The organism is Motiliproteus sediminis, assembly GCF_017912535.1.
GTDB classification, from domain to species: domain Bacteria; phylum Pseudomonadota; class Gammaproteobacteria; order Pseudomonadales; family Balneatricaceae; genus Motiliproteus; species Motiliproteus sediminis.
Map to the genome: position 1 here is coordinate 69,519 of NZ_JAERQK010000012.1, position 20,771 is coordinate 90,289.

The following is a 20,771-nucleotide window of genomic DNA, read 5'->3' on the forward strand; positions in this document are numbered from 1 at the left end:
TCCTGCACAGGGTTCAGTGGGTATGCTGGCCGTGGTCATGACTGCCAGCCGGCAACTCAGCGGCCGCCGGCTGATGGATGAAGGCGTCGAAAACGTACTCGGATATATGCGCGATCTCCTGATCGGTCATCACCTTATCCCACGCGGGCATTTCGCTCCCGACAACACCGTCGGATATGACCTCGAACAGGTGAGCGCGGCTATATTTGGCCCGCGCAGCCGGATGGCGGAAGTCCCGCGGTTTGGGAAAAATAAAGTAGGCTCGCGGTCCCTGGCCGTCACCCGAGATACCGTGACAATCGGCGCAATTTTGCTGGTACAGGTCGCCCCCCATCTTGGCATTACCGATCAACCCCATCGGCAACGGGGCCATGATATCAGCGGGGCCATGGGCATCATGGTCATGGCCGGACGCGGTCTGCGGAGTGTTGTTTGCCGGTGCTTGCGTCCGCACATGCATGAACGAGGTGCGAATGTAGTCCACCACCGCTTCGATCTCTTCAGCGCTGAAGCGTTTCCCCCAGGCACTCATCGCTGTCTGCGGGCGGCCATAGGTTACCGAGAAGATCATCCGATCACGACTGAGGTTAGCTAACGCAGGATCGGTAAAGTTTGCCGGCGGAGGCGTCAGCCCGCTGCGCGCCCAGATCGCGCCCTGGCCGCGATCGCCATGGCAAACCGAACAGTTCTTGGCATAAATGGCCCGCCCCGTATCACTATCATCGGTGGTCACCGCTGGCATGAACTCGGTGCGGATAAAGTCCGCCAACGCTGCAATTTCTTCGTCCCCAAGGCGCTTGGACCAGCCGCTCATAGCGGTGCCAGGGCGACCTTCCGAGATGGAGCGAATCATCCGTTCACGCGTCAGCTCTGCCGCCACTTTATGACTGGTGAAGTTCTTCGGCGGCGGATTCAACCCGGATTGCGCCTGACTGCGACCATCTCCGCGGTCGCCGTGACATACGGAGCAAAAGTCATGGTATAGTTTCGCCGCGTCAACGCCCGAAGTTTTCGCGTCCGTTGCAGCGTGCTTGTGGACTTCATCAGCACGAGCCAGCCCGCTGAGCGAGATCAACAATAGCGAAATCAAAAACAAAATCGGGTTGAATTTTGAATAGGTCATGTTTGAATAGCCACATAAACGGAACAGGAATACCGGCCTTAACACCAGCGTCAAGTAACGGCTCTTAGTTTATAGCAATGACCACGTAATAATAAGTTGGTTCGAACTCGGGCCGTTACGGGGACAGCAGCATAGACAGCCATAAGGTGGCCCGCAAGCCCCTGTATCAGATTGATATTTATCACCAAGGAAACCATGAAAACAGACAAGTCACGTACATCCATCACCCGCCTTGTCGCTATCGCCCTGAGCCTGATGAGCGCGTTCACGTTAACCGCTTGCGCGCCTCCTACCTACGAAGCGCCACAGCTGCCACCGCTGCCCTACCCCAAGCCACCGGACGAGGCACGTTTCTTCTACGAGCGCACGATTCGTAGCTCCGCCGACATCGTGGTCGACTCGGAAGAGAACCAGTTCATGCGCTACATGACCGGCATGCAGCGTACCGGCGTGGGTCTGACCAAACCCTTCGGTATCGCCGCTTATGGCAGCCGCGTCTGGGTCAGCGATCCCGGCGGTCGCCGGGTAATGATGTTTGACGCCGGCAAGCGCAACTACAAGATTATCGGCCAAACGCAGCCGGGCATGCTGCGCCGCCCCTACGACCTCGACACCGATGATGCCGGCAACCTTTATGTTATCGACGGCACCCTCAAGACGGTGCTGATTTATGACTCTGAAGGCAACTACATCAAGAGTGTCGGCAACAGTGCCGACTTCGAACTGGCCAGCAGTCTCGCAGTCAGTAACGACGGCTCCCGCCTATACGTGGTCGATACCGGCGGCGTCACCAGCACCAAGCACGAAGTCATGGTCTACGACGTTGCCAGCGGCGAGATGCTCTACCGCTTCGGCCGCCGCGGCTCCGGCGACGGGGCGCTTAACCTGCCAAAAGATATCGACATTTCGCCCGACAATCGCCTCTACGTGGTCGATAGCGGCAACTTCCGGGTCAACATCTACGAAGCCGACGGTACCTTTGTCGACAGCTTCGGCTCCATCGGACTGAAGTGGGGCACTTTCTCGCGCCCGAAGGGAATCGCCATCGACCTCGAGGGCCGCGTATACGTCAGTGACGCAGCCTTCGGTAACTTCCAGATTTTCACCCCTGACGGTCAACTGCTGCTGTTTGTCGGCGAACGGCACTCCCGTGGCGCCCGCGGGGAGTTCTTCCTGCCCTCCGGCATCGATGTAGACGACGATGGCAGGGTTTACATGGTGGATCAGTACCACAAGAAGGTCGAGGTGTTCCGCCCCGCCGCGCTGACGGAGGCGCAGGGCAGTTTCGTGATGGGACAAGCCTCCGCGCCCCAATAACCGCACTGGCCATAAAGGGCCGCATCAGCGGCCCTTTTGCACACTCCCAAGATAGCTACAAACTACCACCACTTTGTCGGCGAGCCCTCGTGGAGCACGCTATGGCAGCGTTCGCATGCGTTAGGAGTGAACGCAACCTTGCCGTGACAGACGCCACAGTGCTCACCGGAATAGATCGATCCCATGCTGATATCCACCCCGCCTCGCTGGGCCGGGAAAATAGCATCATGACAATTCTCGCAGGCCAACCACATACTGTGCAGTTTGTGGGGGAAAACAACGTGCGGCATTGACGCGGTATCGGTAAACAGAATGTCCTGATCCCACACCACCATTTCGCCATCGCCTTCACGATTAGCCCGCGGCTGAATCAGTCCATCTACCAGAACCTTGGCCCAATCCACTCGATCATGACCGTCGCGCGGCAATCCCGCCAGGGCGTCGTTCGGGTGCTGCAGCAGCAGGATGTCAGCGTCAGCGGTATCGTGGATGCCGTCATCCCACGCCGCCAAGCGTTCATCCTCGGGATCTCCCGGTTTCTCCTCGCGCTTTCGCGATGTGGGAATGAGTTCGCCTTTCACCAGCCGCACGTTATAGGAGATGCTGCTTTTCAGGTGTGCATTGGTCTCGCCGGTTTTAAAGTCGACCTGCCAGGCGTAATCCGGGTTTTCGGCGAATGAGGTCGCGGTCCAGTAAAACCAGGCGGGGGCGTTGGGAAACACCTCGGTGTTCAAGGCAGGGTCCTGGCAGCGCCGATAGATCAGCGTGCGCAGCTCCTGTACCGTCGGCAAACGCCACCCCTGAAACTGAGGGGCGGACTGCAACCGCTCAACCTCGGCCAGCGCGTCAGGCCAGCTGAACCACGAGCGCACCTGTTTTTTGGGATCGTCACGACAGCTGCCATCAACAAAATCATGCCCCAGGGCACAGCGCTGCCATTCAAGCCCGGTGACCCTATCTCGTACCACGCCTCCATCCAGCATCACGAAACGATTGCTCGGCATATTGTCGTACGCATTCAGATCACAAGTTTGCGCCATCGCGCCGCCAGCACTCAAGACGGCAGCCGCGGCCACCCCGACGACCAAAGGTTTGGTTACCAACGATTCACTCCCGGTTAGACTGTCCCGTTATTGAAGAGTGGATTGAGAGGCGCTCTCCACGCCCCCTGGCGGCGCGCTTTCAACCCGCCCCAGCCGCGCTTCCCACTCCCAGATAGCAGCTCGTGCACGCGCCTTGAACGTCTCATACCCCTCGGTCACGTGCAAAAAGGTGCGCATCGTGCCCAACGCCGCTTCCAGATCACCCAGCGCTTCATAACTTATCGCGGCGCCATAATAGGCGTTCCCCTGCGCTGGATTCAAATCCATAGCCCGCAGAAAAGCGCCCCGGGCGGCGTCAAATTCGTTCAATTCGTAGAGCGCGAATCCCAGATTGACGAACGCTTCCGGCATCGCCGGCGCCACCGTGATAACCATCTCCAGCGCCCTGACCGCCTCAGGGTAACGCCCCTGCTGCAGCAACGCCAAGCCGTGCTCAAACAGGATCCGGGTTTGCTCCCGCAGCTGTGCATCAACATGTGCCGACACATCACCCGCGGCTGACTCAGCCGGTGGCAGCAACCGCCAGCCGTCACGATCGAACTCCACCGGCTCGATCTCTCGCTGCGGCTGCACATGCACCGCCCCCACCACCCCCTTCTGTTCGGTGGTGAGACTCCAGTCACCCGGCAGCAGTTTGATCAGGTAGCCGGCCACCAGAATCGCCGAGACAACCGACAGCAGGGCGACGGAGCGGCGGAACCCGAGCTTGGTACGCATTCAGTTCACCTCCAGCGGCAGCTCGTGACCGTTACGGCGTTGCAGCCAGGCCGCCCGCAGCTGCGCCGACAGGAACATAAAACAGCCCATCAATGCCAGCGCACCACCCACGCCCATCAGCCCCCACGCAGCGTGTTCTGCCACTCCGGCCAGACCTTGTGCGTCACCAGCTAGCTTTCGACCTACGCCCAACCAGCCGGAAAGCGCCAGGCCGATCACCATCATCACCACCCCGAGTAAATAGAGCCGCAACTGGCGACAATGCGAGCCGCTGGCGGACAGGTTGCCATAATGACGGTAAAGAAAGACCATCAACATCAGGTTCAGTGCCCCGGTCATGGCATGGTAATGGGCGGGCACCAACAGATTGTCGCCGCGAATGGCTGCCCCCACCAACGCCCCCAGCAGCAGCAGCACCAAGGCGCCCTGCAGCGCGATCGACTCGCGCCGCTCCCGTCCCGTATGGGCTGACCACAACGGCCAAAACAGCAACAGTAGCAACGGAATGCTAAAAAAGCGCATCCATCCCGTAAACAGCTGGCGGTACTCGGCGGAGGCCGGGTCATAGGCAAGCGCGATAGCCAACGCTGCCACCAGCGCCGCCAGCATGAAGGATTGCAATAGCCGCGCCGTAAACTCGCTGACGCGGGCACCGGCAAGTCTCATCGCCACGGCCAACAACAGCAACAGATTCACCGCCTGGATCACGTGCCCCCCACCCCAGAACAGCAGCTCTGCCTGCTGCGTCCAGTGCTGCAGCGGCTGCAGCTGCCAACCGGTGATCAGCAGCACCACGATCGCCATCAGCCAGGCAAACCCCGCCAGCGCCAGCAACCACTCACCGTCTCGCCGGAGCGACACCAGACCGGCGATCAAGGCGGGCAGCCGGTTGATCAGGTGCAGCGTCACCCCCGCCATGAAGGCAGCCAAGCCACCGACAAACCAGTGAGAATCGATGACCGGAACATAATTGCTGAGAACCGCCGTCGGGGCCCCTCCGAGAGGAAACAACAGCGTCACAGCGCCAACAGCGGCCAGCCATAATCCCAATCCATCCAGCAACGGCCACCTGCACACAAAAGCCTGCCGCCAGAGCAACGCGGCCACCGCATTGACCCACAGCAGAATGGTCAGATTGACGTGATACACCAAAGCCACCGGAAAGAATTGATCGAGGCCGAGCGCCGTCGCCAACCAGGGTGTCTTAGCCAGCACCAGCACCACGGCCATCACACTACCAAGCGCCAGAGCGGCCAGCGCCAGCGCATACCAACCGCCCTCGACAATTGCGGCCGATGGCGACGCTGTTGCTGTAGGAGAAATAAAAATCTGCAACACACTTCCCGATTGAAACTATAGCGGTGAATGCTGTCTCACCCTGTTAGAAGAGGGCGCAAGGCTCTCTTCTATCCACCTGCCGATCAGGGTATAGTTCGACCACCGCGACCGAGGGCAAAACCCAACGCTCCATGACCATTGAAACCGAGCTGCTTATTCTCTGGGCGGCGCTCATTATATACGTTTTAGCGGGTTCGCTGGCGATTGTAACCACGCTGTTCCGACAGCGCGCCGAAGATCTGTTCCAGGGATTGCTGTGGGCCGGATTGGTGGCTCACTCGATTGCTATCGGCTACCGCTGGATTCGGCTCGACCATGGTCCCTTTCTGACCATGTTCGAGATCCTCTCCAGCAACATCTGGAGCATCACCCTGTTCTTTGCCCTGGTTTACTGGCGCTTTCCTCCGATCAGACCGACCGCCGCCTTTCTGGTTCCGATACAATTTATGATGATGGCCTGGCTGCTGCTGGCTTCGCCCGGTGCCAGCGTGTTTCCGCCAACCTACGACACCGTCTGGCTCTACGTCCACGTCAGCTTTGGCAAGATTTTCATGGGGGCTCTGGTGGTCGCCGTCGCTCTGGCAGGCGCGATCCTCTGCCGCCAGGCGCGCTGGGCGCGCGGCGTATTTGACCAGCTTCCCAATAATGAGAGCCTGATCGAGCTGGCATTCCGATTTATGGCACTGGGGCTGATCTTTCAGTCCCTGATGCTGGTCGCCGGTGCCGTCTGGGCGCAGGATGCCTGGGGCCGTTACTGGGATTGGGACCCGCTGGAAACCTGGTCCTTTATCGCCTGGCTTTTCATGGCACTGGCGTTGCATACTAAGGTCACCTGGAAGATACCACCGAAAGTCGCCTGCACGCTGGTACTGATCGTCTTTATCATCTCGTTCCTGACGTTTTTCGGTGTACCCTTTATTTCGATGTCGCCCCACCAAGGGGCGGTATAGCACGAAGAGACTCCTCCTCCGGAGGCATTACCAAGGTAACAACATGAAATCATCCAAGCTGTTCATTGCCACCCTGATGGCCGGCCACCTCGCTTTACTGGCCGGTTGCTCTGACGACGACGCGGCCCAGAAAACAACCGCGAATGCACCGGCCACAACCACCACCGCCAATGATCCCCACGCAGGCATGAAGATCCGTCTGGCTGCCAATCAGGGTCGCGTACTGCAATCACAAACCGCCTCCGGCTACACCTACGCCGAGGTCGAGCAAAACGGCAGCACCTTCTGGATTGCCGGTGCGGACACCGAAATGAATCCCGGTGACATCGTTGCCTGGGGAGCCAAGAAGCTGATGCGCGACTTTTACAGCAAAGCGATTGACCAAACCTTCGACGACATCTACTTCGTGTCCAGTCTCGAGGTCAATCACGCCTCCACCCGCCTGCAGGCACGAGGGCCCGCCGTTGCCGGTCTCGCTGCGCAGCAGGGTGATAACGGTGGCCGAGTAGTCAGCAGTGAGAATGCCGGCGGTTATACCTACCTCGAGGTCGATCGCAACGGCACCAACGTATGGCTGGCGGTGACCCAGACCGGAGACATCGCAGCGGGCGAATACGTTTCCTGGTCAAACGCTGCGGCCATGCATAACTTTACCAGCAAGGCCCTTAACCGCACCTTCGACACCATCTATTTTGCCGGCGCGGTGCGCAAAGTCAGCCCCGAGGCACTGCAGGCCAACCTCAGTCAGGGCACGGTGCTCTCCACCGAAGCCTCCGGCGGTTACTCCTACATGGAGGTCGATACCGGTAACGGCAAGGTCTGGGTTGCGGCTCCCGCAGCCGATGTCAGCGTAGGCGACACCATCTCCTGGTCAGGTGCGGCGACCATGCGCAATTTCAACAGCCCGTCACTGGGCCGCACCTTTGACGAAATTCTGTTCGCCGGCGGCGTCAATCGCCTGAACTGAGCGCACCCCGGCTCGCAGACGAATGACGCGTAGCCGCCTGCATCTTCGAAGCCACGCCCTGCTGTTCGCAGCGGGCGTGGTGTTGCTGCTGGCGTACGCCGGCTTCGTTGCTCTCGACCACTACCGCGGTTACCAGCGGGCAGAAGCGGGCCAGGCACCGTTATTTACCGACTTCACTTCGACTTACGCCGGCTCGGTACTGCTTCGCTACGAACCCGCGCACAACCTCTACGTACCAGAACGGATGCTGCTGGCCGACTACTATGCCGCCAACGCCGCCTATGATTTCAAGCTCACCGAGGCCCAGATTCACCAGCATCACTATGCCGCGTGGATGTACCCCCCACCCTATTCACTACTGATACTGCCGCTGGCACGCATACCCTACCTGTGGGCTTTCATCAGCTGGTCCATCGCTGGCCTGACACTCTACCTGCTGGCCCTGTGGCTTAACCACCACCGCAGCAGCGTGGGCGTCGGCCTTGCCGCCCCCTCAACCCTGTTCAACCTGGGCTATGGGCAGACCGGCTTTTTCTCCGCTGGACTGATCGGTATCGGACTGAACCTGTTGCAGCGCCACCCTACGCTCGCCGGGGTCGTGATCGGCCTTGCCGCCTTCAAACCCCATCTGGGACTGCTCATTCCGCTGGCGCTCGCCGCCGGCGGTTATTGGTGGGTATTTACTACCGCCAGCGCCGTAGTGCTGGCGCTCGTAGCCAGCACTACGCTGGCCTTTGGCTGGTCGCACTGGAGCGCGTTTCTGGACAGCATTACGGCGAGTTTTGCCGGCATCGGTAGCGGTGCGTATCTGTATCAGCCGATGATCACACCGGTGGGATGGGCCAAGTTCTACGGGGCGTCGAATCTCGCCGCCTGGTCATTCCACCTTGCGGTAGGCACCCTGGCAGCGCTACTGGTCTGGAAATACTGGCGCCACAGTGCCAACAACAACCACCGGCTGCCACTCAAAGCGGCACTGTTGTGCGCCGCAACGCTGCTCACAACCCCGCTGGCCTATCTGTACGATCTCACTCTGCTGGGGCTGGCACTCGCCTGGCTTTACACGGATATGCGTGATCACCCGGGCCCCCGCCACCACGGTTATCAACTTGCAGGCATCGGCATTGTCATGCTCGCCCTATACCCTGCAGCCTGGCAGGCAGAGATCCACTTCGGGCCGCTGCCCGCCGTGCTCACGCTGGCACTCTGCCTGCAGCGCTGGCGTATCATGCCCGCCGGGAAGCCAGCCTGACCACTGCGTTATCAGCCAGCATCTGACGGGCGCTCGCCACTACCTCGGCGGGCAGGATCTGCTGCATACAGCGGTTGTCGCGACACTGGGTACAACGGTGATTGGCGGCGGACACACAGGGCGAACAGGCCAGTCCCGCATACAGTACGCGGTGTTCACCGAGCGGTCGGAACAATGCGGGTGTTTCCGGCCCGAACAGCACCAGTACCGGCAACTGCGCAACCGCTGCGAAGTGGGCCGGGCCCGAGTCCGCCGCCAGCAGCAGATCCGCATTGCGATAGAGGTGCGGCAGCTCTGCGACAGCAAACAGGCCACAGGCGTTGACGCAAAGAGGTGAGTCCACTTGCTGACGGATCAGTTCAGCCGCGGCCCACTCCTGTTGACGACCACAGAGAACAACCTCTGCGCCCTCTTCGCTAACCAGCCCGCCGATGGCGCTGACCCAGTGCGCCCGCGGCCAGTTGCGTTGCGGCAGTACACCCTCGGCCCCCACCTGTACCAGAATCCGCCGCCGCGGTTTGCGGGGCGATGGATTGAACAACCATGCCACACGCTGCCCCACCGACCGTTCCGCAGCCCCATCGTAGGGGAACGGGGTGACCTGATTAAGCACGTCCTTCGCCGTTGGCGAACACCCCGCAACGTCCTGGCCAAGCAGCTGCCGCGCCAACGCCAGGTAATTGTCCCGCATGTGGCGATGAGAGTTATAGGCGACGGGTTCGGTCACCAGCCCCCCTTGAGACAACCCTTCGCCGGCATGGCCAAAGCCTATTCGCCGGGATGCGCCACTGAACAGCCCCAGTAGCGTGCTGAAGCGGGAGAAGAGCTCCAGATCGAGCACCGCCCCCAAGCGCTGCTGCCGGCTCCAGCGAATAAAGCGCAGACTGTCCCATGCCAGCAGCCACAGGGAACGATCACGAAGCACAAACACCCGTTCCAGAGGCAGCGCCGGCAACAGCGCCAGGCAGTCGGCATTGCGCTCCAGAGTCAGAAAATGAAATGGGCCCTGGTGATGGCCGATCTCTCGTAACGCCGGTTCGGCGATGATCACACTGCCCATTTCCGACAACTGGATCACCAGCAGCGGCCCCTGACGGTTAGCCGCGGCGGGATACCAGTAACGTAGCAGCAACCTCAGCAACCCAAACATCCACACCAGCGGCAACCCGAGCCAGCGATCAAGGCGCCGCAATAGATCCGCAGACAGCATCAGCCGTTGCTCCTGCCAGCGGACAGCACGAAGGCAGCCTGTTGCAACAGGCGAACCCAGTGGGAGGGGCGCAGGTACCAACGCCAATGGTGACGCAGATGATGCCGGGCAAAGCCCGCACGGAGATAGAACCCCCGATAGAGACGCTGCTGCCAGCGAAGATGGCGCTGTCGCTCGGGCGAATCCCCGGCACGGTAATGGGAACCGCCTTCAGAGCCCGGCGTCACCGCCAGTTGAATCTCGGGATAGCTGGTAAACAGCTGCACCTGCACGTAATCCAACGGCTGACGCCGCAACCAGCCCCGGGTGGTTTGGTGCTGGTCAGCCGTCTCCCCCGGCATCCCAGTCATCAGCAGCGCCAACGCACCGATCCCATGCTGCTGTAACCGCTGCAGTCCGGACTCGCAGAGTTCACGCCAGCTGGACTCGGACCGGTGTTTGCCAATAGCCTGCGCCAACGACGAATCCGCGGTTTCGATACCCAGCTTGAGTAGGACCGCCCCCGCCCCGGCTGCCAATGCCACCCGCGCCTCGTCAAGCTCGTCTGGCCGGGCGTTGGCGACCCAAGGGAAATCCCAGCCCCGCTGGGCGATCCCGTCACAGAGCGCACGTAGATGGGCGGGACTGCAGAACAGGGTATCGTCTTCAAACACGATCCCTTCCGCACCCGCCTGCAACTGCACCGCGATATCGTCCAGCACGGCACCAACGCGGCGGCGGCGCAACCGGCTGCCACTGGACTTGCGCACCACATCAGTACAGTGATCACAGGCGTAGGGGCAGCCCCAGGCCGTTTGTACGTAGCCCCATCGGCGCACCACACGCCCGCGGACCGGAAGAGGAAAGGGGTAATGATCCAGTTGATCCATCGATACGCTCAACCTCGGCAACTGATCGGGGTCGTCCACCAGCACGCGCTGGTAGCGCTTACCCTGAATCAGTCGGGGCGCCGGCTGCAGCAGCGCCACGACGACTCCTGCCAGCGCCAGCTCAAACTCCCCTTCAAGGATGCAGTCCCACGGACCGACACCGGCGCTGTCGCGGTAGTGATAGGCTTGCTGACCTACCGCTACCGTCTTGGCACCCAGAGAACCTGCCCAGCGGGCCAGCGCAGCCGCTTCTTCCAAGCACTCGCTCTGGCCCATCACCACCACCACTGAAGGGTGCCAGTCCAGCTCTGGCGGCGTTGAACGAACCCACTGATCCCACAACTGACAACTCAGCCCCGCGCGCTCGAGGCCCGCTTGGGCGTACAACAAACTGAGGGGGGGATGCCGATGACGAGGGTGCGCCGCTGCCTTCCGGCTCTGGGCACGAACCAACAGCACCCCTTTGCTCGCATCTTGCAAGTGAGTATTCACCAACTCAATGCTCCCCGCGCTGCCATGACGTCCGATTAAACTTGCTCCAGAAGTGCCAACCGATGCTCAACACCGCGAGCAAACAGGCAGCGAGCATCCAGTAGCGGGTTTGGTCGTAGTAAACGGTGTAACCCATCCAGGTATTCAGCCCTTGAAAAACCAAAGTACCACCTCCAATCTCAAGTTCATCACCCGCGTTCATCTCATGACGCTGGTCACCCAAGCGCACCACCAAGTAGTACTCTTCTGGCGTTCTGTAGGTCGAGGGCTCCGTTTTACTGAGGATTTCTTCATCAAACTCTAACTGTATCCATAACCTTTGTTCACTGCCCGGAAGCTGCCATTCAACCGCCTGATTAAACTCATGCAGCGGCCACGCAGGCAGGTGCACTGATCCGATCGAAACCCTACCCGCGCGATCGCGCCAAATAAACTGCGGCGCAAACCCTTTATTAAACGAGGTGTAAAAACGGTACCCATGAGTAACCAGCGGTACCTGATCACCGATGATTGCCGTTTTCAGCGAGCCGTCTTCCGCGAGCCACTCGATCCTGTTGAAGGTATGCCGACGAATAGGGCCTGGCGCGTAGTTAATGTCGAAATCGACATTTCGAAAGCGCACTTGATCTGCACGCCCCCGATGTAACGGACCGGCCTGGATACCTTCTAGCTGACCGTCAAACCACTCACCGGTCGTGACTTCCGTCCAAGCTTTGAGGTTGGTCAACTGTCCGACTCCTGCAAGACCAACGAGCGCCAACAAAGACAAATGAAAAAGCAAAAGCGCGGGCTGCGCGCGAAAGCTGGGATTAGCAATAATTGCTGCTGTTAGATTAAGAGCTAACGCCGCCAGTGGGATCGTCAAGAACACCCCATAAGTACTCGCGCGAAAGAGTTGTTCAGCCGAGTTGTAGGCATTGATAACCGCTACCAGTAACAGCAGCAGCAGAAAGAGAGTGAGTTTTAACGAAGCAGTCCAAGACAGCAAAGATTTGAGACGTTGTCTCAACATCAAGGGGGATCCTGGCAAGTATTCTTCATCCAATCGACATCATTATCATTGCTGTTAACGCCGCAATCTTGTGGCCGCCATTCGCCGCTTCGCCTCCAGTTTACCACTCTAAGATAAGCGTTCTGGTAATAGGGCGCACAGGTAAACCCAGCGCTGCCATTGTTCCCGGGATTGCGGTTGGTGCCGACAGCAAGCCGCACCCCGTTTTCTTCGCACTCCGGTCCCACATCGTTAAGGTTGACCAAAAACGCCTTGTTTTTCCAACCGTGAGGAACCGCCACATGGCACCAGTTGCAGCGCAGTACGTTGGTGCTATTTCCGGGAGTGATTTTATCCGCATGATAGGCGTGCAGGTCGCCTTTCTTCGAACCAAAGTCGTCATTATCATGAAAACCCGAGTCACCTTGTGAGCCCGTACGGTAGCCGATGTTATGACACTTAAAGCAAAGCGTGTCGCTCGGTGGCGCGGCCGTTCCCGGCTCCCAGGGACCCTTGAGAATAAACGGGTTCTCCGACCCGTGCGGCCCCCAGGGCTTACCACTAGCCGGAGCTGAACCGCCGTTGGCAGTGTTGGTGCCATGGCAGTCACTACAGTACATCGTCTGAGTACCGACCCCCGCGTTAAACGGTGGGTACCAGTTATTTGATATGTCGGTATTGCCCGGCCCGCGAATGGGACCGGTACGCCCCGTCGGCCCGACCACTGGGTGCCAGGAACGGTGGTTGTTGGTAGTGCTCTCTACCCCCCAGTTGGGCCCGGTCGCGGTGCCTTCGGCCAGATGATTGGCGCCGCCGTACTTGGTGCTTCCATCGGGCGCCATAAACTCCATCGCCTGATTGGTTTCCGGCACCGAACTGGTAAAGCCGTTGTTGTTGAGCGAACCGCCATTGGCCAGCGGGCGCAACTCCGGCGGCTCGTTACCGTAACCGAAGTGGGAGTGGCACTTCATACACACTTGATACTCACGGGTCACGTAGGTGGCGGTATCCCGATTGATCAGTGGATCACTTTCGGCTGGCGGCGAGCTGCGCGAATCAAGGGGCGGGGCCCCCCGAAGCTCGGTAAACGAAAACAGGTTGCCGGCGTCAGCCTCGCGGTAATAGCCCTGGCTGGCCCAATTGGCCGGGTCCGGTTCCCATTCGGGTGACCCATAGTCAGGCTCAACGCCATACGCTCCCGCCAACACTCCAGAGGCCAAGTTAGTGTGTAGCACACCGTCGTCATGGGTGTGGGTGGCCTGGTCATCGTTGGCACCAGCCAGATCAGGATCCTCCCAGAAGTAGCGGGTTTTCTTGACCCGGTGCGGGTTATGACAATCGGTGCATTCGACGTGCCGCCCCCCGGATGGCTGTTGCGACATCTGCGCCAGGGAGGCCGGCGGCTCGTAGAAGTCGGCGTCGGCGATGCGGTGCACCTCTTGACTGCTGTTCTCCTGGTCTTTGGTCAGGATCGGCATGTGATAATTGAGTTCGAAATCGGACTTGATGTTCGGCACGCCAAAGTTGCTCAACGTCTGCCCCACCAGGGTCTGACGATCATTAGAGTGACACTGGTAGCAGGTGCTCTCAACGGCCGAATCACTCTGGTCGGCATTGCCGCCGATCAGAGCCTGATTGCGGGAGCCGGAGGGACGATCAATGCCGCTGCCGCCAATCCCTTCACGCAACAGTCGACGGCTACCCTGCACCGAGTGGGTATCGTGGCAATTGAGGCACGCCGCCTGCCAGACTTTGATCCCCGGGAAGAACTCCCGCAACTCGGTGGGATTGGCCCCCTGATCGCCGCTGTTGGCATACTCGTAGTTGGCCACATCTTCACGTGCATGGGCCGACTGTGCCCAACCCGCCTTATCGTGGCAGGCCAGACAGATGATATCGCCGCCGTCCGGTGCGACTGGATTGCCGCTGCCCGCCGGATTAAAAACGAAATTGGTGAACGGCCCACTGGTCTGGTCGGGGTTGGGCACCACCGTCAGTGGGTCCATCTGGAACCGGTTAACCCGCAGGAATTTGGCGTTGATCGACTCACCGCCGTAGTTGCCGGCATCGCGAATATGGGGATCATGGCAGGTGGTGCACTGCAGCTGCCCGCCGTCGAGCGGCATCAGCGGTCGGGTATCACCCGAGACCCGGGTGCGAATATGCAGGCTGCCGTTGAGGTTCGGATCGCTGCTCACCATGGTGTCCGTTGCCGGATCACGCAGCTCACCATCGGCGGCGGCCAGAGCAGAGTTGTAGGTAAAGGAGATCGGGTGATCGTTACGAAGATCGACGCCCAGGCGGCGAGTAAAACCGGAGGTTACCGCCGGGTCGTTGTTGCTCAAGCGCCCGCCGGGCATGGTGCCGTCAAAATCGGGATCGCTCGACTGCATATCGATGGTTTGATTCGACTGGCCATTCAGCACGCCGACCGCACCGAGCGCCAGGGTACCGTCATGACAGGAGAGACACAGCTTTGAGGTCCCACCCGGTTCGGCGGCCATATCCGTGGCGTCCATCGAGGTGGAGTCGTACATGGTGTAGGTAGCAGTACTGCTGACCTGGCGGTTCCACAACGGCGCGACGATACCGAGTTCCGCTGCGGTTTTCGCCGCATGCGGCGTGTGGCAGAACACACACACCTGAGACTCGCTGACCGCGCGGGTATCACCGGGGCCGCTCGCCGACAGGTTGTGCTTGGTATTGCGGATATCGGAGATCCGGCCCGCCTCAACCGTCGCCGCCCACAAGGCAAGTAAAGCTGCGGCTACAACGCCAAACCGCCGGTCGATCACTTAATACCTCATCCGGGGTTACCCAGGTACTGAAAAATGGAGATTCGTCCGTTCATCATGTCGGCCACGTAAATACGATCCCTGGCATCCGTCCACACCCCGGACGGCAGATAAAAGCGCCCCGAGGAGAATCCCGGGCCTCCAATCGGTAGCAACAAGCGACCTTGCTGGTTGAACACCAGCAAGTGGTCGTAGTAGGACTCCACCACGTACAAGTTCCCATCACTGTCCAGCGCTACCCCTTTGGGCCGCGTCAGGTTGCCCACGTAGAGTCCGCGTTCACCGATCACGTTAAACACCCGACCCTCGATGCCCACTACCTGAACACGCGCATTGAGCACATCGGCAATAAACAGCTTGCCGTCGCGATAGCTCATGTAAACCGGCGCGTTGAACTCACCTACCCCGTCACCCTGCTGGCCGATGCTGTCGATCAGGTTGCCGTCAAAGTCAAACACCTTGACGTCATGGGCCCGGGTATCGGCCACAAAAACCAGTTGGTACTCGGGCGCCACCACCACACCGGTGGGCCGTTTCAGCACCCCGGCACCAAAGCGGGACTGCAGCTCGCCGCTTTGGCTGTCCAGTACGAACACCTCTCCGAGTTCAGAGTCCGCCACCAGCAGACGCCCTTCCGGCGCCAGGGCGATACCCGTAGGTGCCACATAGTTGACCTTATCGGTCAGACTATACCAAATATCCATAGTTCCTTGCGCTTCGTCGAAGACGAACACTGCGCTGGAACCGACATCGGTAACGTAGATCCGCCCGTCGGGACCGGTGACACCACTTTGCGGGCGGCGCAGTACTTTCGGCTCCGGCTCGTCCAGGCCCACGCCCGCGAGCACTTCAAGGAAACTGCGGAATCCGCTTTTGACGTCATCGGCTGCAGAGATGAAATTGTTTTCCCCAATAAGGTCGCCAATATAAACAATGCGCGCCGGGGCTGGAGGGTCCGGCCAGACCAAACGGTTCTCCCGCGGGGCCTGGGGCATCTCGAAGGTCATGATTTTAGCTGCGGGAGTGCACCCCAGAGTCAGCCAGGCCAACAGGGTAACGAGTAATCCTTTTGACGCGTTCATTGCCTCTCCTTGACGCCCGCTTACCAGCGTGAGGGGCCGGAGGTTTCGTGACCTCCGTAGATACGGGTTTTGAGCCCGGGACGGCCAGAGTGGCAGCGATCACAATGTTCTACGCTCCAGGCAATCTCGTTGTTGTGACACATGCCACAGTACTGCCCGTCGATGATCTTACCCATGGTGATGTCGTTACTGCCGGCACGCATCTCGAAGCCCAACTCAAAATGGCACACCTTGCAACGGAAGCGGATACGGTGAAACCAGTGCGGGAAGATCACCGGTCGCATACCGTTCTTCTCGGCATACTTGTTTAGCACCACATCCGCGTACTCCGCCCGTGAAGGCAGCGCGACCAATAGCAAGGCCACCGCCATCAGCGGACCCCACAGACGAGATGCAGCAATTTGGCGAATACCCATCAATTGACCACCTCCTGCTCCATCACCGGCGGATAGACACGGCCAGGCCCCTCCTGCGCACCAAAATTGCCGCGAAAAGAGTTGCGCTCAACGCTGTGACAACGACGACACTCGGTCAATGGGAAAGCAACCGCACCGTGACAGCGCCCACAGTATTCGCCTGACAAAATGGCGAACATATTCACCGGATTGGCGCCGGACTTCTTGACGAACAGGTGATCATGGCAGTTGCTACAGTCCAGCCACTGGGTGTGAGCCCGGTGAGGGAAACGGACATAGGGCATGGTGCTGGTCTGGTCCATGATAATGTCCAGATCGAGAACTTCGATATGGGTATCGGGAAAGAGATTGGTACGGGGAACGATAACCCCGCTTTCCAGCGCCCTGACCCAGTCCACCTGATTCCCGGTATCAGGGTTGTCCATCGGAAAACCCTCAAAGGCATCGCCCGGCCATTGCAGCTCCCCAATGGCAGGATTACCCGGATCATGCAAACCATCATTTTCGAAGCGTTTCCAGCGCTCCTTCTTTTTCCCTTCCTCGGCGCCACTGCTCAGGGACAGAGCCAATAGTGCCATGCCTACCAGAGAAACGAGCCCGGCTCGGCTGATTCTGCCAACGATCAAGACTTCAACACCTCAATCAAATTGATGAAATTCAATGATAATCAGTCGCATAACACGCGACAACCACCCGCAATCGATCCAGTTTACCCCAACCCCTGAAGCGGTGCTCTTTATTTAACCCCGCCCAGTTGGCATAATTGCGCTATTTTTGACCAGAAACGCGGACGTTATGCTCAAATTACCTGCTCTTCCACTGCCGACACTTCCTCTCCCGAGCCTGCCTGCACCGCGCCAGCTGGTGCAACGCCTGCCGCTGCTGATGGCTACTCAGGCGCGACGGATTCCCTTCAGCGTGCAGCGCCGACTGCTGGAGGAAAGCATGTCCCGTGCATTCCAGGAACCACTGGACGATGGCGATTTCGACTTCCTGCAAGATCGCTGGCTCAAGGTCGAGATCAGCGACATCGGCCTGGCCTGGTTCATCACCTATGATGAAGACCGCCTGCTGGTCGCGCGTGACGAGCAAGCCGACGCCACCATCCGTGGCAATCTCAAAGAGTTTCTGTTGCTGGCCTCGCGCAGCGAAGACCCTGACACCCTGTTCTTCCAGCGCCGCCTGATGATCGAAGGGGATACCGAAGTGGGGCTGGAAGCAAAGAACCTGATGGATGGTGTCGATCACGACAACCTGCCAGCTGCCATCAAAATGATCCTGACCCGCTGTGCGGATCTGGCTCAACGCTTTTTCTGATCAAGACAGCGATAAAAAAACCGGCCTAAGGCCGGTTTTTTTATAACCAGTACAAGGCCTAGCGCTGGGTATTAACCAGCCCCGCACTTTTGTACCAGTAGCCGTTGACCGCATCCGCGGGAATCGCCGCGATGCCATCATCAGTACCATCGATGCGGGCACGGTATTGGGCGATAACCTCGGCCATCGCCTCCGGCCGCGGACTGAGACGCACAAGATCGACCCCGATTCGCTTCATCTCGTCCACCTCGGGCAGCAGGTTGTAGACCTGGCCTGACATGGTCTGAATACCGTTAATAGTAAACACCGACTGGTCTTCCTGGCTGGCCAGCGGCATCCCCTGTGGGTACTCCAAGCAGACGAACTGGCAGTTGTCCTTCGGCAGATTGCGGGCGCGGGCACTGAAACAGCGGGCCGAGTAAGCGAGCGGCAGATGACCGTAACTGAATACCTCGGTTTCGATCTGATCGGCAAAGCCCAGCGCCTGAGCATCGGTCAGAATTGCAGCCAGCGTCTCACCCGACAGCTCCACCGGCATCACCCAGCGGCGCATGCCGCGCCGGTACAACGCCTGCAACGAACGCGCATTGTATACATTGATGGCCGAACCGGAAACGAACGGCAGCTTGCGCTCCGACAGCATCTGCACCGCGCCCATGTCGTTTGCTTCCAGCCACAGATCGCCGTTGTCACACAATCTGCGCAGCGTTTTCAATTCCGACTCTGCCTCGATCAGCGCCAGACTGGAAAGCACCACCTGTTTGCCGTCCGCCGCCAGTTCGCGCCCCAAGTCAATCCAGTCCTGGGTTTTGAGCTCGCGCCGCTTGGAACAGACCGCTTCGCCCAGATAGATCACATCCACCGGCTGCTCTGCCAGCTCGCGATAAAACTGATACACCGCTTCGCGCTGCCAGAAGAACAGCACCGGCCCCATGGATAATTTCATACTGCTACTCCTTACCTTACTGCCACGGGCGCGAATAGGCGCCCAAGGTAGTCTGGGAGCCTTCGGAAACCGCATCCAGTGCGGCCATCCACTCATGTTTTGCGGCATACTCCGCGGGATTGGCCTGCATCGCATCGATCGCCTGACGCCAGACACTCACCACCTGCTCGACGTACGCGGGGCTGCGCTGACGGCCTTCGATTTTAACCGCCGACACGCCGACCTCCTGCAGCTGCGGCAGCAGTTCAAGCGTATTGAGACTGGTCGGTTCTTCCAGAGCGTGGAAAGTATTACCTTCGACCCTGAACCGCCCTTTGCAGAGCGTGGGGTAGCCGGCGTTTTCGCCCGGCTCGTAACGATCGATCAGCACATTATTCAGCCGCGTTTCCAAGCCGCCGTTGGGCTGTTCTTCCCAGCGCACCGCGTTAGCCGGCGAGCACGCACCACAGGTATTGGGGGACTGATCGGTTACATAGGAGGAGAGATAGCAACGCCCCTCCGCCATGATGCACAGGCTGCCGAACGCAAAGACTTCCAGCTCTACCGGGCTCTGACTGGCCACATGACGAACCTGCGACATGGATAGCACCCGCGGCAAGACCGCGCGGCGAATACCAAATTCGGAATGATAAAACTTGAGGCTTTCGTAGTTAGTGGCAGAGCCCTGAACCGACAGGTGCAGACCCAGCTCCGGATGGCGCTCGGCGGCGTATCCCAACACCCCCATATCCGCGGCGATAAGGGCGTCGACGCCGAGATCCGCCGCCAGATCGACCGCTTTTGTCCAGCGCTCCCAGCCCTGAGGCTGGGGGTAGGTATTGACCGCTACGAACACTTTAACCCCGCGATCACGGGCGTAATCCAGCGCTTTAAAGGCTTTCTTGTCGTTAAAATTCAGACCGGCAAAATGCCGCGCATTGGTGTCGTCCTTGAACCCGATATAGACCGCATCGGCGCCGCTATCGACGGCGGCTTTCAACGACGGATAATTCCCCGCCGGACACACTAACTCCATGCTCAAACCCTGCTGTAGCTGTGGATGCAGCGATGCCATCATTGGGCAGTCCGCCTATACACCCCGAAAAAAGAGGCCATTATACGCCAAACCCGGTGTCGAGGGCGAAACTCAGCGTCTCTTGAAAGTAAATCAGCGATGCCGCAACGGAGACTGACTGCAGGCAGTAGAGGATGTATCGGCCGCGTTGGCGGCGATATTGCTATCAAGGTAACGGTACCAGCCCAGCCGGAACCGGTTCAGCGCGTTGTCAGCGGTTCGAACACCCGCGGCCTGTAACCGCTCCAGCAACAGATTGAGGTGGACTCGGCTGGCGTCATACTCCAGAACCAGACACCGGGACCGGCACTCGCAGCGATTAAAGCCTACCAGATCAACAAAGAGGTGAAGTAAATCGCCTTCATCCGCAAGCAACTGCAGTCGGCGCCGCACCAGAAAATTGCGGCGCACTCCGGGCCTGAGAATGCTACGCGGAGCCATCAGTGGGACACGGCATACGCTTTGACGTACTCTTCCGCCAACGCTTTGGCACGCTCTTGTGTGGCTGCATCCATCTGCTCGAACACATGCTCCATGATCGGCTGTGCTTCCTGCACGCCCTGAAACAGCGACACATAAAACCACGCATACGCACTGACCAGATCCGCGTCAACGCCGGCACCTTCCATGTATATTTCCCCAATGGTGAGCTGTGCGTAGGGCTCGCCCTGTTCAGCCAGCGGCAGGTAATAGCCCAGCGCCATATCCGTATCGGACAACGTCTCCTCTGCCAAGGCTGCAGCGGCCGACAACGCCAACCAGAAACCGATACATACTGCTTTGAAATAGGTCACCATTCGTTTTCCATCCTAGACTGCGCGACTACCAATAG

At 59.5% G+C, this 20,771-nt stretch carries 20 protein-coding genes; 5 read left to right on the top strand and 15 right to left on the bottom strand.

Annotation, left to right across the window (positions count from 1 at the left end):
• Window positions 1–13: 13 nt before the first annotated feature.
• Complete coding sequence (locus JJQ76_RS16560; RefSeq protein ID WP_210398075.1) at window positions 14–1,123, bottom strand: c-type cytochrome; 1,110 nt, start codon at window positions 1,121–1,123, stop codon at window positions 14–16.
• A 195-nt stretch (window positions 1,124–1,318) separates the two neighbouring features.
• Here JJQ76_RS16560 and JJQ76_RS16565 point away from each other — a divergent pair, with 195 nt between their 5' ends.
• Window positions 1,319–2,440: an NHL repeat-containing protein gene (locus tag JJQ76_RS16565; RefSeq protein ID WP_210398076.1), complete on the top strand. Its 1,122-nt coding sequence runs from the start codon at window positions 1,319–1,321 to the stop codon at window positions 2,438–2,440.
• A gap of 62 nt (window positions 2,441–2,502) precedes the next feature.
• Here the strand turns inward: JJQ76_RS16565 and JJQ76_RS16570 are convergent, their stop codons facing one another.
• From JJQ76_RS16570 to JJQ76_RS16580, 3 genes are read right to left on the bottom strand one after another with little or no spacing between them, the layout of a single operon-like run.
• Window positions 2,503–3,543, bottom strand: coding sequence for an Lcl domain-containing protein (locus tag JJQ76_RS16570; RefSeq protein WP_210398077.1), 1,041 nt, complete (start codon window positions 3,541–3,543; stop codon window positions 2,503–2,505).
• 27 nt (window positions 3,544–3,570) lie between these two features.
• Entirely contained in the window at window positions 3,571–4,260 is a 690-nt protein-coding gene (locus tag JJQ76_RS16575; protein WP_210398078.1) for a tetratricopeptide repeat protein, read from the bottom strand.
• Entirely contained in the window at window positions 4,261–5,595 is a 1,335-nt protein-coding gene (locus JJQ76_RS16580) for a hypothetical protein (protein WP_210398079.1), read from the bottom strand. It abuts the gene before it with no gap.
• Between the two features lie 134 nt (window positions 5,596–5,729).
• On the opposite strand from JJQ76_RS16580, the gene ccsA reads away from it, so the two are divergent.
• Genes ccsA through JJQ76_RS16595 form a run of 3 tightly spaced genes read left to right on the top strand, consistent with a single transcriptional unit; the run spans window position 5,730 to window position 8,767 of the window.
• Window positions 5,730–6,548, top strand: a complete 819-nt coding sequence (ccsA, locus tag JJQ76_RS16585) for a cytochrome c biogenesis protein CcsA (protein WP_210398080.1) — start codon at window positions 5,730–5,732, stop codon at window positions 6,546–6,548.
• Window positions 6,549–6,591: 43 nt separating this feature from the next.
• Entirely contained in the window at window positions 6,592–7,515 is a 924-nt protein-coding gene (locus JJQ76_RS16590; RefSeq protein ID WP_210398081.1) for a GW dipeptide domain-containing protein, read from the top strand.
• Between the two features lie 22 nt (window positions 7,516–7,537).
• Window positions 7,538–8,767 (top strand): glycosyltransferase family 87 protein, encoded by a 1,230-nt coding sequence (locus tag JJQ76_RS16595; RefSeq protein ID WP_210398082.1) that lies wholly within the window; start codon window positions 7,538–7,540, stop codon window positions 8,765–8,767.
• On the opposite strand, the gene JJQ76_RS16600 is transcribed toward JJQ76_RS16595, so the two are convergent.
• From JJQ76_RS16600 to JJQ76_RS16630, 7 genes are read right to left on the bottom strand one after another with little or no spacing between them, the layout of a single operon-like run.
• Complete coding sequence (locus JJQ76_RS16600) at window positions 8,742–9,977, bottom strand: glycosyltransferase family 9 protein (RefSeq protein ID WP_210398083.1); 1,236 nt, start codon at window positions 9,975–9,977, stop codon at window positions 8,742–8,744. The two genes, JJQ76_RS16595 and JJQ76_RS16600, sit on opposite strands and share 26 nt — an antisense overlap.
• Window positions 9,977–11,338, bottom strand: coding sequence for a B12-binding domain-containing radical SAM protein (locus JJQ76_RS16605; RefSeq protein ID WP_210398084.1), 1,362 nt, complete (start codon window positions 11,336–11,338; stop codon window positions 9,977–9,979). Before JJQ76_RS16605 ends, JJQ76_RS16600 begins: the two co-directional genes overlap by 1 nt.
• Window positions 11,339–11,342: 4 nt before the next feature.
• Window positions 11,343–12,350 carry a hypothetical protein gene (locus JJQ76_RS16610; protein WP_210398085.1) on the bottom strand — a complete coding sequence of 336 codons (1,008 nt, stop codon included), beginning with the start codon at window positions 12,348–12,350 and terminating at the stop codon, window positions 11,343–11,345.
• Window positions 12,350–15,124, bottom strand: coding sequence for a cytochrome c3 family protein (locus tag JJQ76_RS18295; protein ID WP_210398086.1), 2,775 nt, complete (start codon window positions 15,122–15,124; stop codon window positions 12,350–12,352). Before JJQ76_RS18295 ends, JJQ76_RS16610 begins: the two co-directional genes overlap by 1 nt.
• An 8-nt stretch (window positions 15,125–15,132) precedes the next feature.
• On the bottom strand, window positions 15,133–16,206 hold the full coding sequence (locus JJQ76_RS16620) for an NHL repeat-containing protein (protein ID WP_210398087.1): 1,074 nt from the start codon (window positions 16,204–16,206) through the stop codon (window positions 15,133–15,135).
• A 20-nt stretch (window positions 16,207–16,226) separates the two neighbouring features.
• Window positions 16,227–16,622, bottom strand: a complete 396-nt coding sequence (locus tag JJQ76_RS16625; RefSeq protein ID WP_210398088.1) for a c(7)-type cytochrome triheme domain-containing protein — start codon at window positions 16,620–16,622, stop codon at window positions 16,227–16,229.
• A complete protein-coding gene (locus JJQ76_RS16630) occupies window positions 16,622–17,248 on the bottom strand; it encodes a c(7)-type cytochrome triheme domain-containing protein (protein WP_210398089.1) in 627 nt (208 codons plus the stop codon). The genes JJQ76_RS16625 and JJQ76_RS16630 overlap by 1 nt, the downstream gene beginning before the upstream one ends.
• 169 nt (window positions 17,249–17,417) lie before the next feature.
• Here JJQ76_RS16630 and ubiT point away from each other — a divergent pair, with 169 nt between their 5' ends.
• Window positions 17,418–17,939, top strand: coding sequence for a ubiquinone anaerobic biosynthesis accessory factor UbiT (gene ubiT / locus JJQ76_RS16635; protein WP_210398090.1), 522 nt, complete (start codon window positions 17,418–17,420; stop codon window positions 17,937–17,939).
• Window positions 17,940–17,997: 58 nt separating this feature from the next.
• Here the strand turns inward: ubiT and JJQ76_RS16640 are convergent, their stop codons facing one another.
• From JJQ76_RS16640 to JJQ76_RS16655, 4 genes are all read right to left on the bottom strand, one after another.
• On the bottom strand, window positions 17,998–18,885 hold the full coding sequence (locus JJQ76_RS16640; RefSeq protein WP_246481062.1) for a U32 family peptidase: 888 nt from the start codon (window positions 18,883–18,885) through the stop codon (window positions 17,998–18,000).
• Window positions 18,886–18,901: 16 nt separating this feature from the next.
• Entirely contained in the window at window positions 18,902–19,900 is a 999-nt protein-coding gene (ubiU, locus tag JJQ76_RS16645) for a ubiquinone anaerobic biosynthesis protein UbiU (protein ID WP_210398110.1), read from the bottom strand.
• Window positions 19,901–20,032: 132 nt separating this feature from the next.
• On the bottom strand, window positions 20,033–20,380 hold the full coding sequence (locus JJQ76_RS16650) for a hypothetical protein (RefSeq protein ID WP_210398092.1): 348 nt from the start codon (window positions 20,378–20,380) through the stop codon (window positions 20,033–20,035).
• Complete coding sequence (locus JJQ76_RS16655) at window positions 20,380–20,736, bottom strand: sel1 repeat family protein (protein ID WP_210398093.1); 357 nt, start codon at window positions 20,734–20,736, stop codon at window positions 20,380–20,382. The genes JJQ76_RS16650 and JJQ76_RS16655 overlap by 1 nt, the downstream gene beginning before the upstream one ends.
• Window positions 20,737–20,771: the final 35 nt, after the last annotated feature.

Coding starts and splice junctions, on each gene's coding strand:
- ccsA (WP_210398080.1), top strand. CDS start 5,730: ATGACCATTGAAACCGAGCTGCTTATTCTCTGGGCGGCGCTCATTATA.
- JJQ76_RS16590 (WP_210398081.1), top strand. CDS start 6,592: ATGAAATCATCCAAGCTGTTCATTGCCACCCTGATGGCCGGCCACCTC.
- JJQ76_RS16655 (WP_210398093.1), bottom strand. CDS start 20,736: ATGGTGACCTATTTCAAAGCAGTATGTATCGGTTTCTGGTTGGCGTTG.
- JJQ76_RS16575 (WP_210398078.1), bottom strand. CDS start 4,260: ATGCGTACCAAGCTCGGGTTCCGCCGCTCCGTCGCCCTGCTGTCGGTT.
- JJQ76_RS16600 (WP_210398083.1), bottom strand. CDS start 9,977: ATGCTGTCTGCGGATCTATTGCGGCGCCTTGATCGCTGGCTCGGGTTG.
- JJQ76_RS16640 (WP_246481062.1), bottom strand. CDS start 18,885: ATGAAATTATCCATGGGGCCGGTGCTGTTCTTCTGGCAGCGCGAAGCG.
- JJQ76_RS16650 (WP_210398092.1), bottom strand. CDS start 20,380: ATGGCTCCGCGTAGCATTCTCAGGCCCGGAGTGCGCCGCAATTTTCTG.
- JJQ76_RS16625 (WP_210398088.1), bottom strand. CDS start 16,622: ATGGGTATTCGCCAAATTGCTGCATCTCGTCTGTGGGGTCCGCTGATG.
- JJQ76_RS16610 (WP_210398085.1), bottom strand. CDS start 12,350: ATGTTGAGACAACGTCTCAAATCTTTGCTGTCTTGGACTGCTTCGTTA.
- JJQ76_RS16620 (WP_210398087.1), bottom strand. CDS start 16,206: ATGAACGCGTCAAAAGGATTACTCGTTACCCTGTTGGCCTGGCTGACT.
- JJQ76_RS16560 (WP_210398075.1), bottom strand. CDS start 1,123: ATGACCTATTCAAAATTCAACCCGATTTTGTTTTTGATTTCGCTATTG.
- ubiU (WP_210398110.1), bottom strand. CDS start 19,900: ATGGAGTTAGTGTGTCCGGCGGGGAATTATCCGTCGTTGAAAGCCGCC.
- JJQ76_RS16565 (WP_210398076.1), top strand. CDS start 1,319: ATGAAAACAGACAAGTCACGTACATCCATCACCCGCCTTGTCGCTATC.
- JJQ76_RS16595 (WP_210398082.1), top strand. CDS start 7,538: ATGACGCGTAGCCGCCTGCATCTTCGAAGCCACGCCCTGCTGTTCGCA.
- ubiT (WP_210398090.1), top strand. CDS start 17,418: ATGCTCAAATTACCTGCTCTTCCACTGCCGACACTTCCTCTCCCGAGC.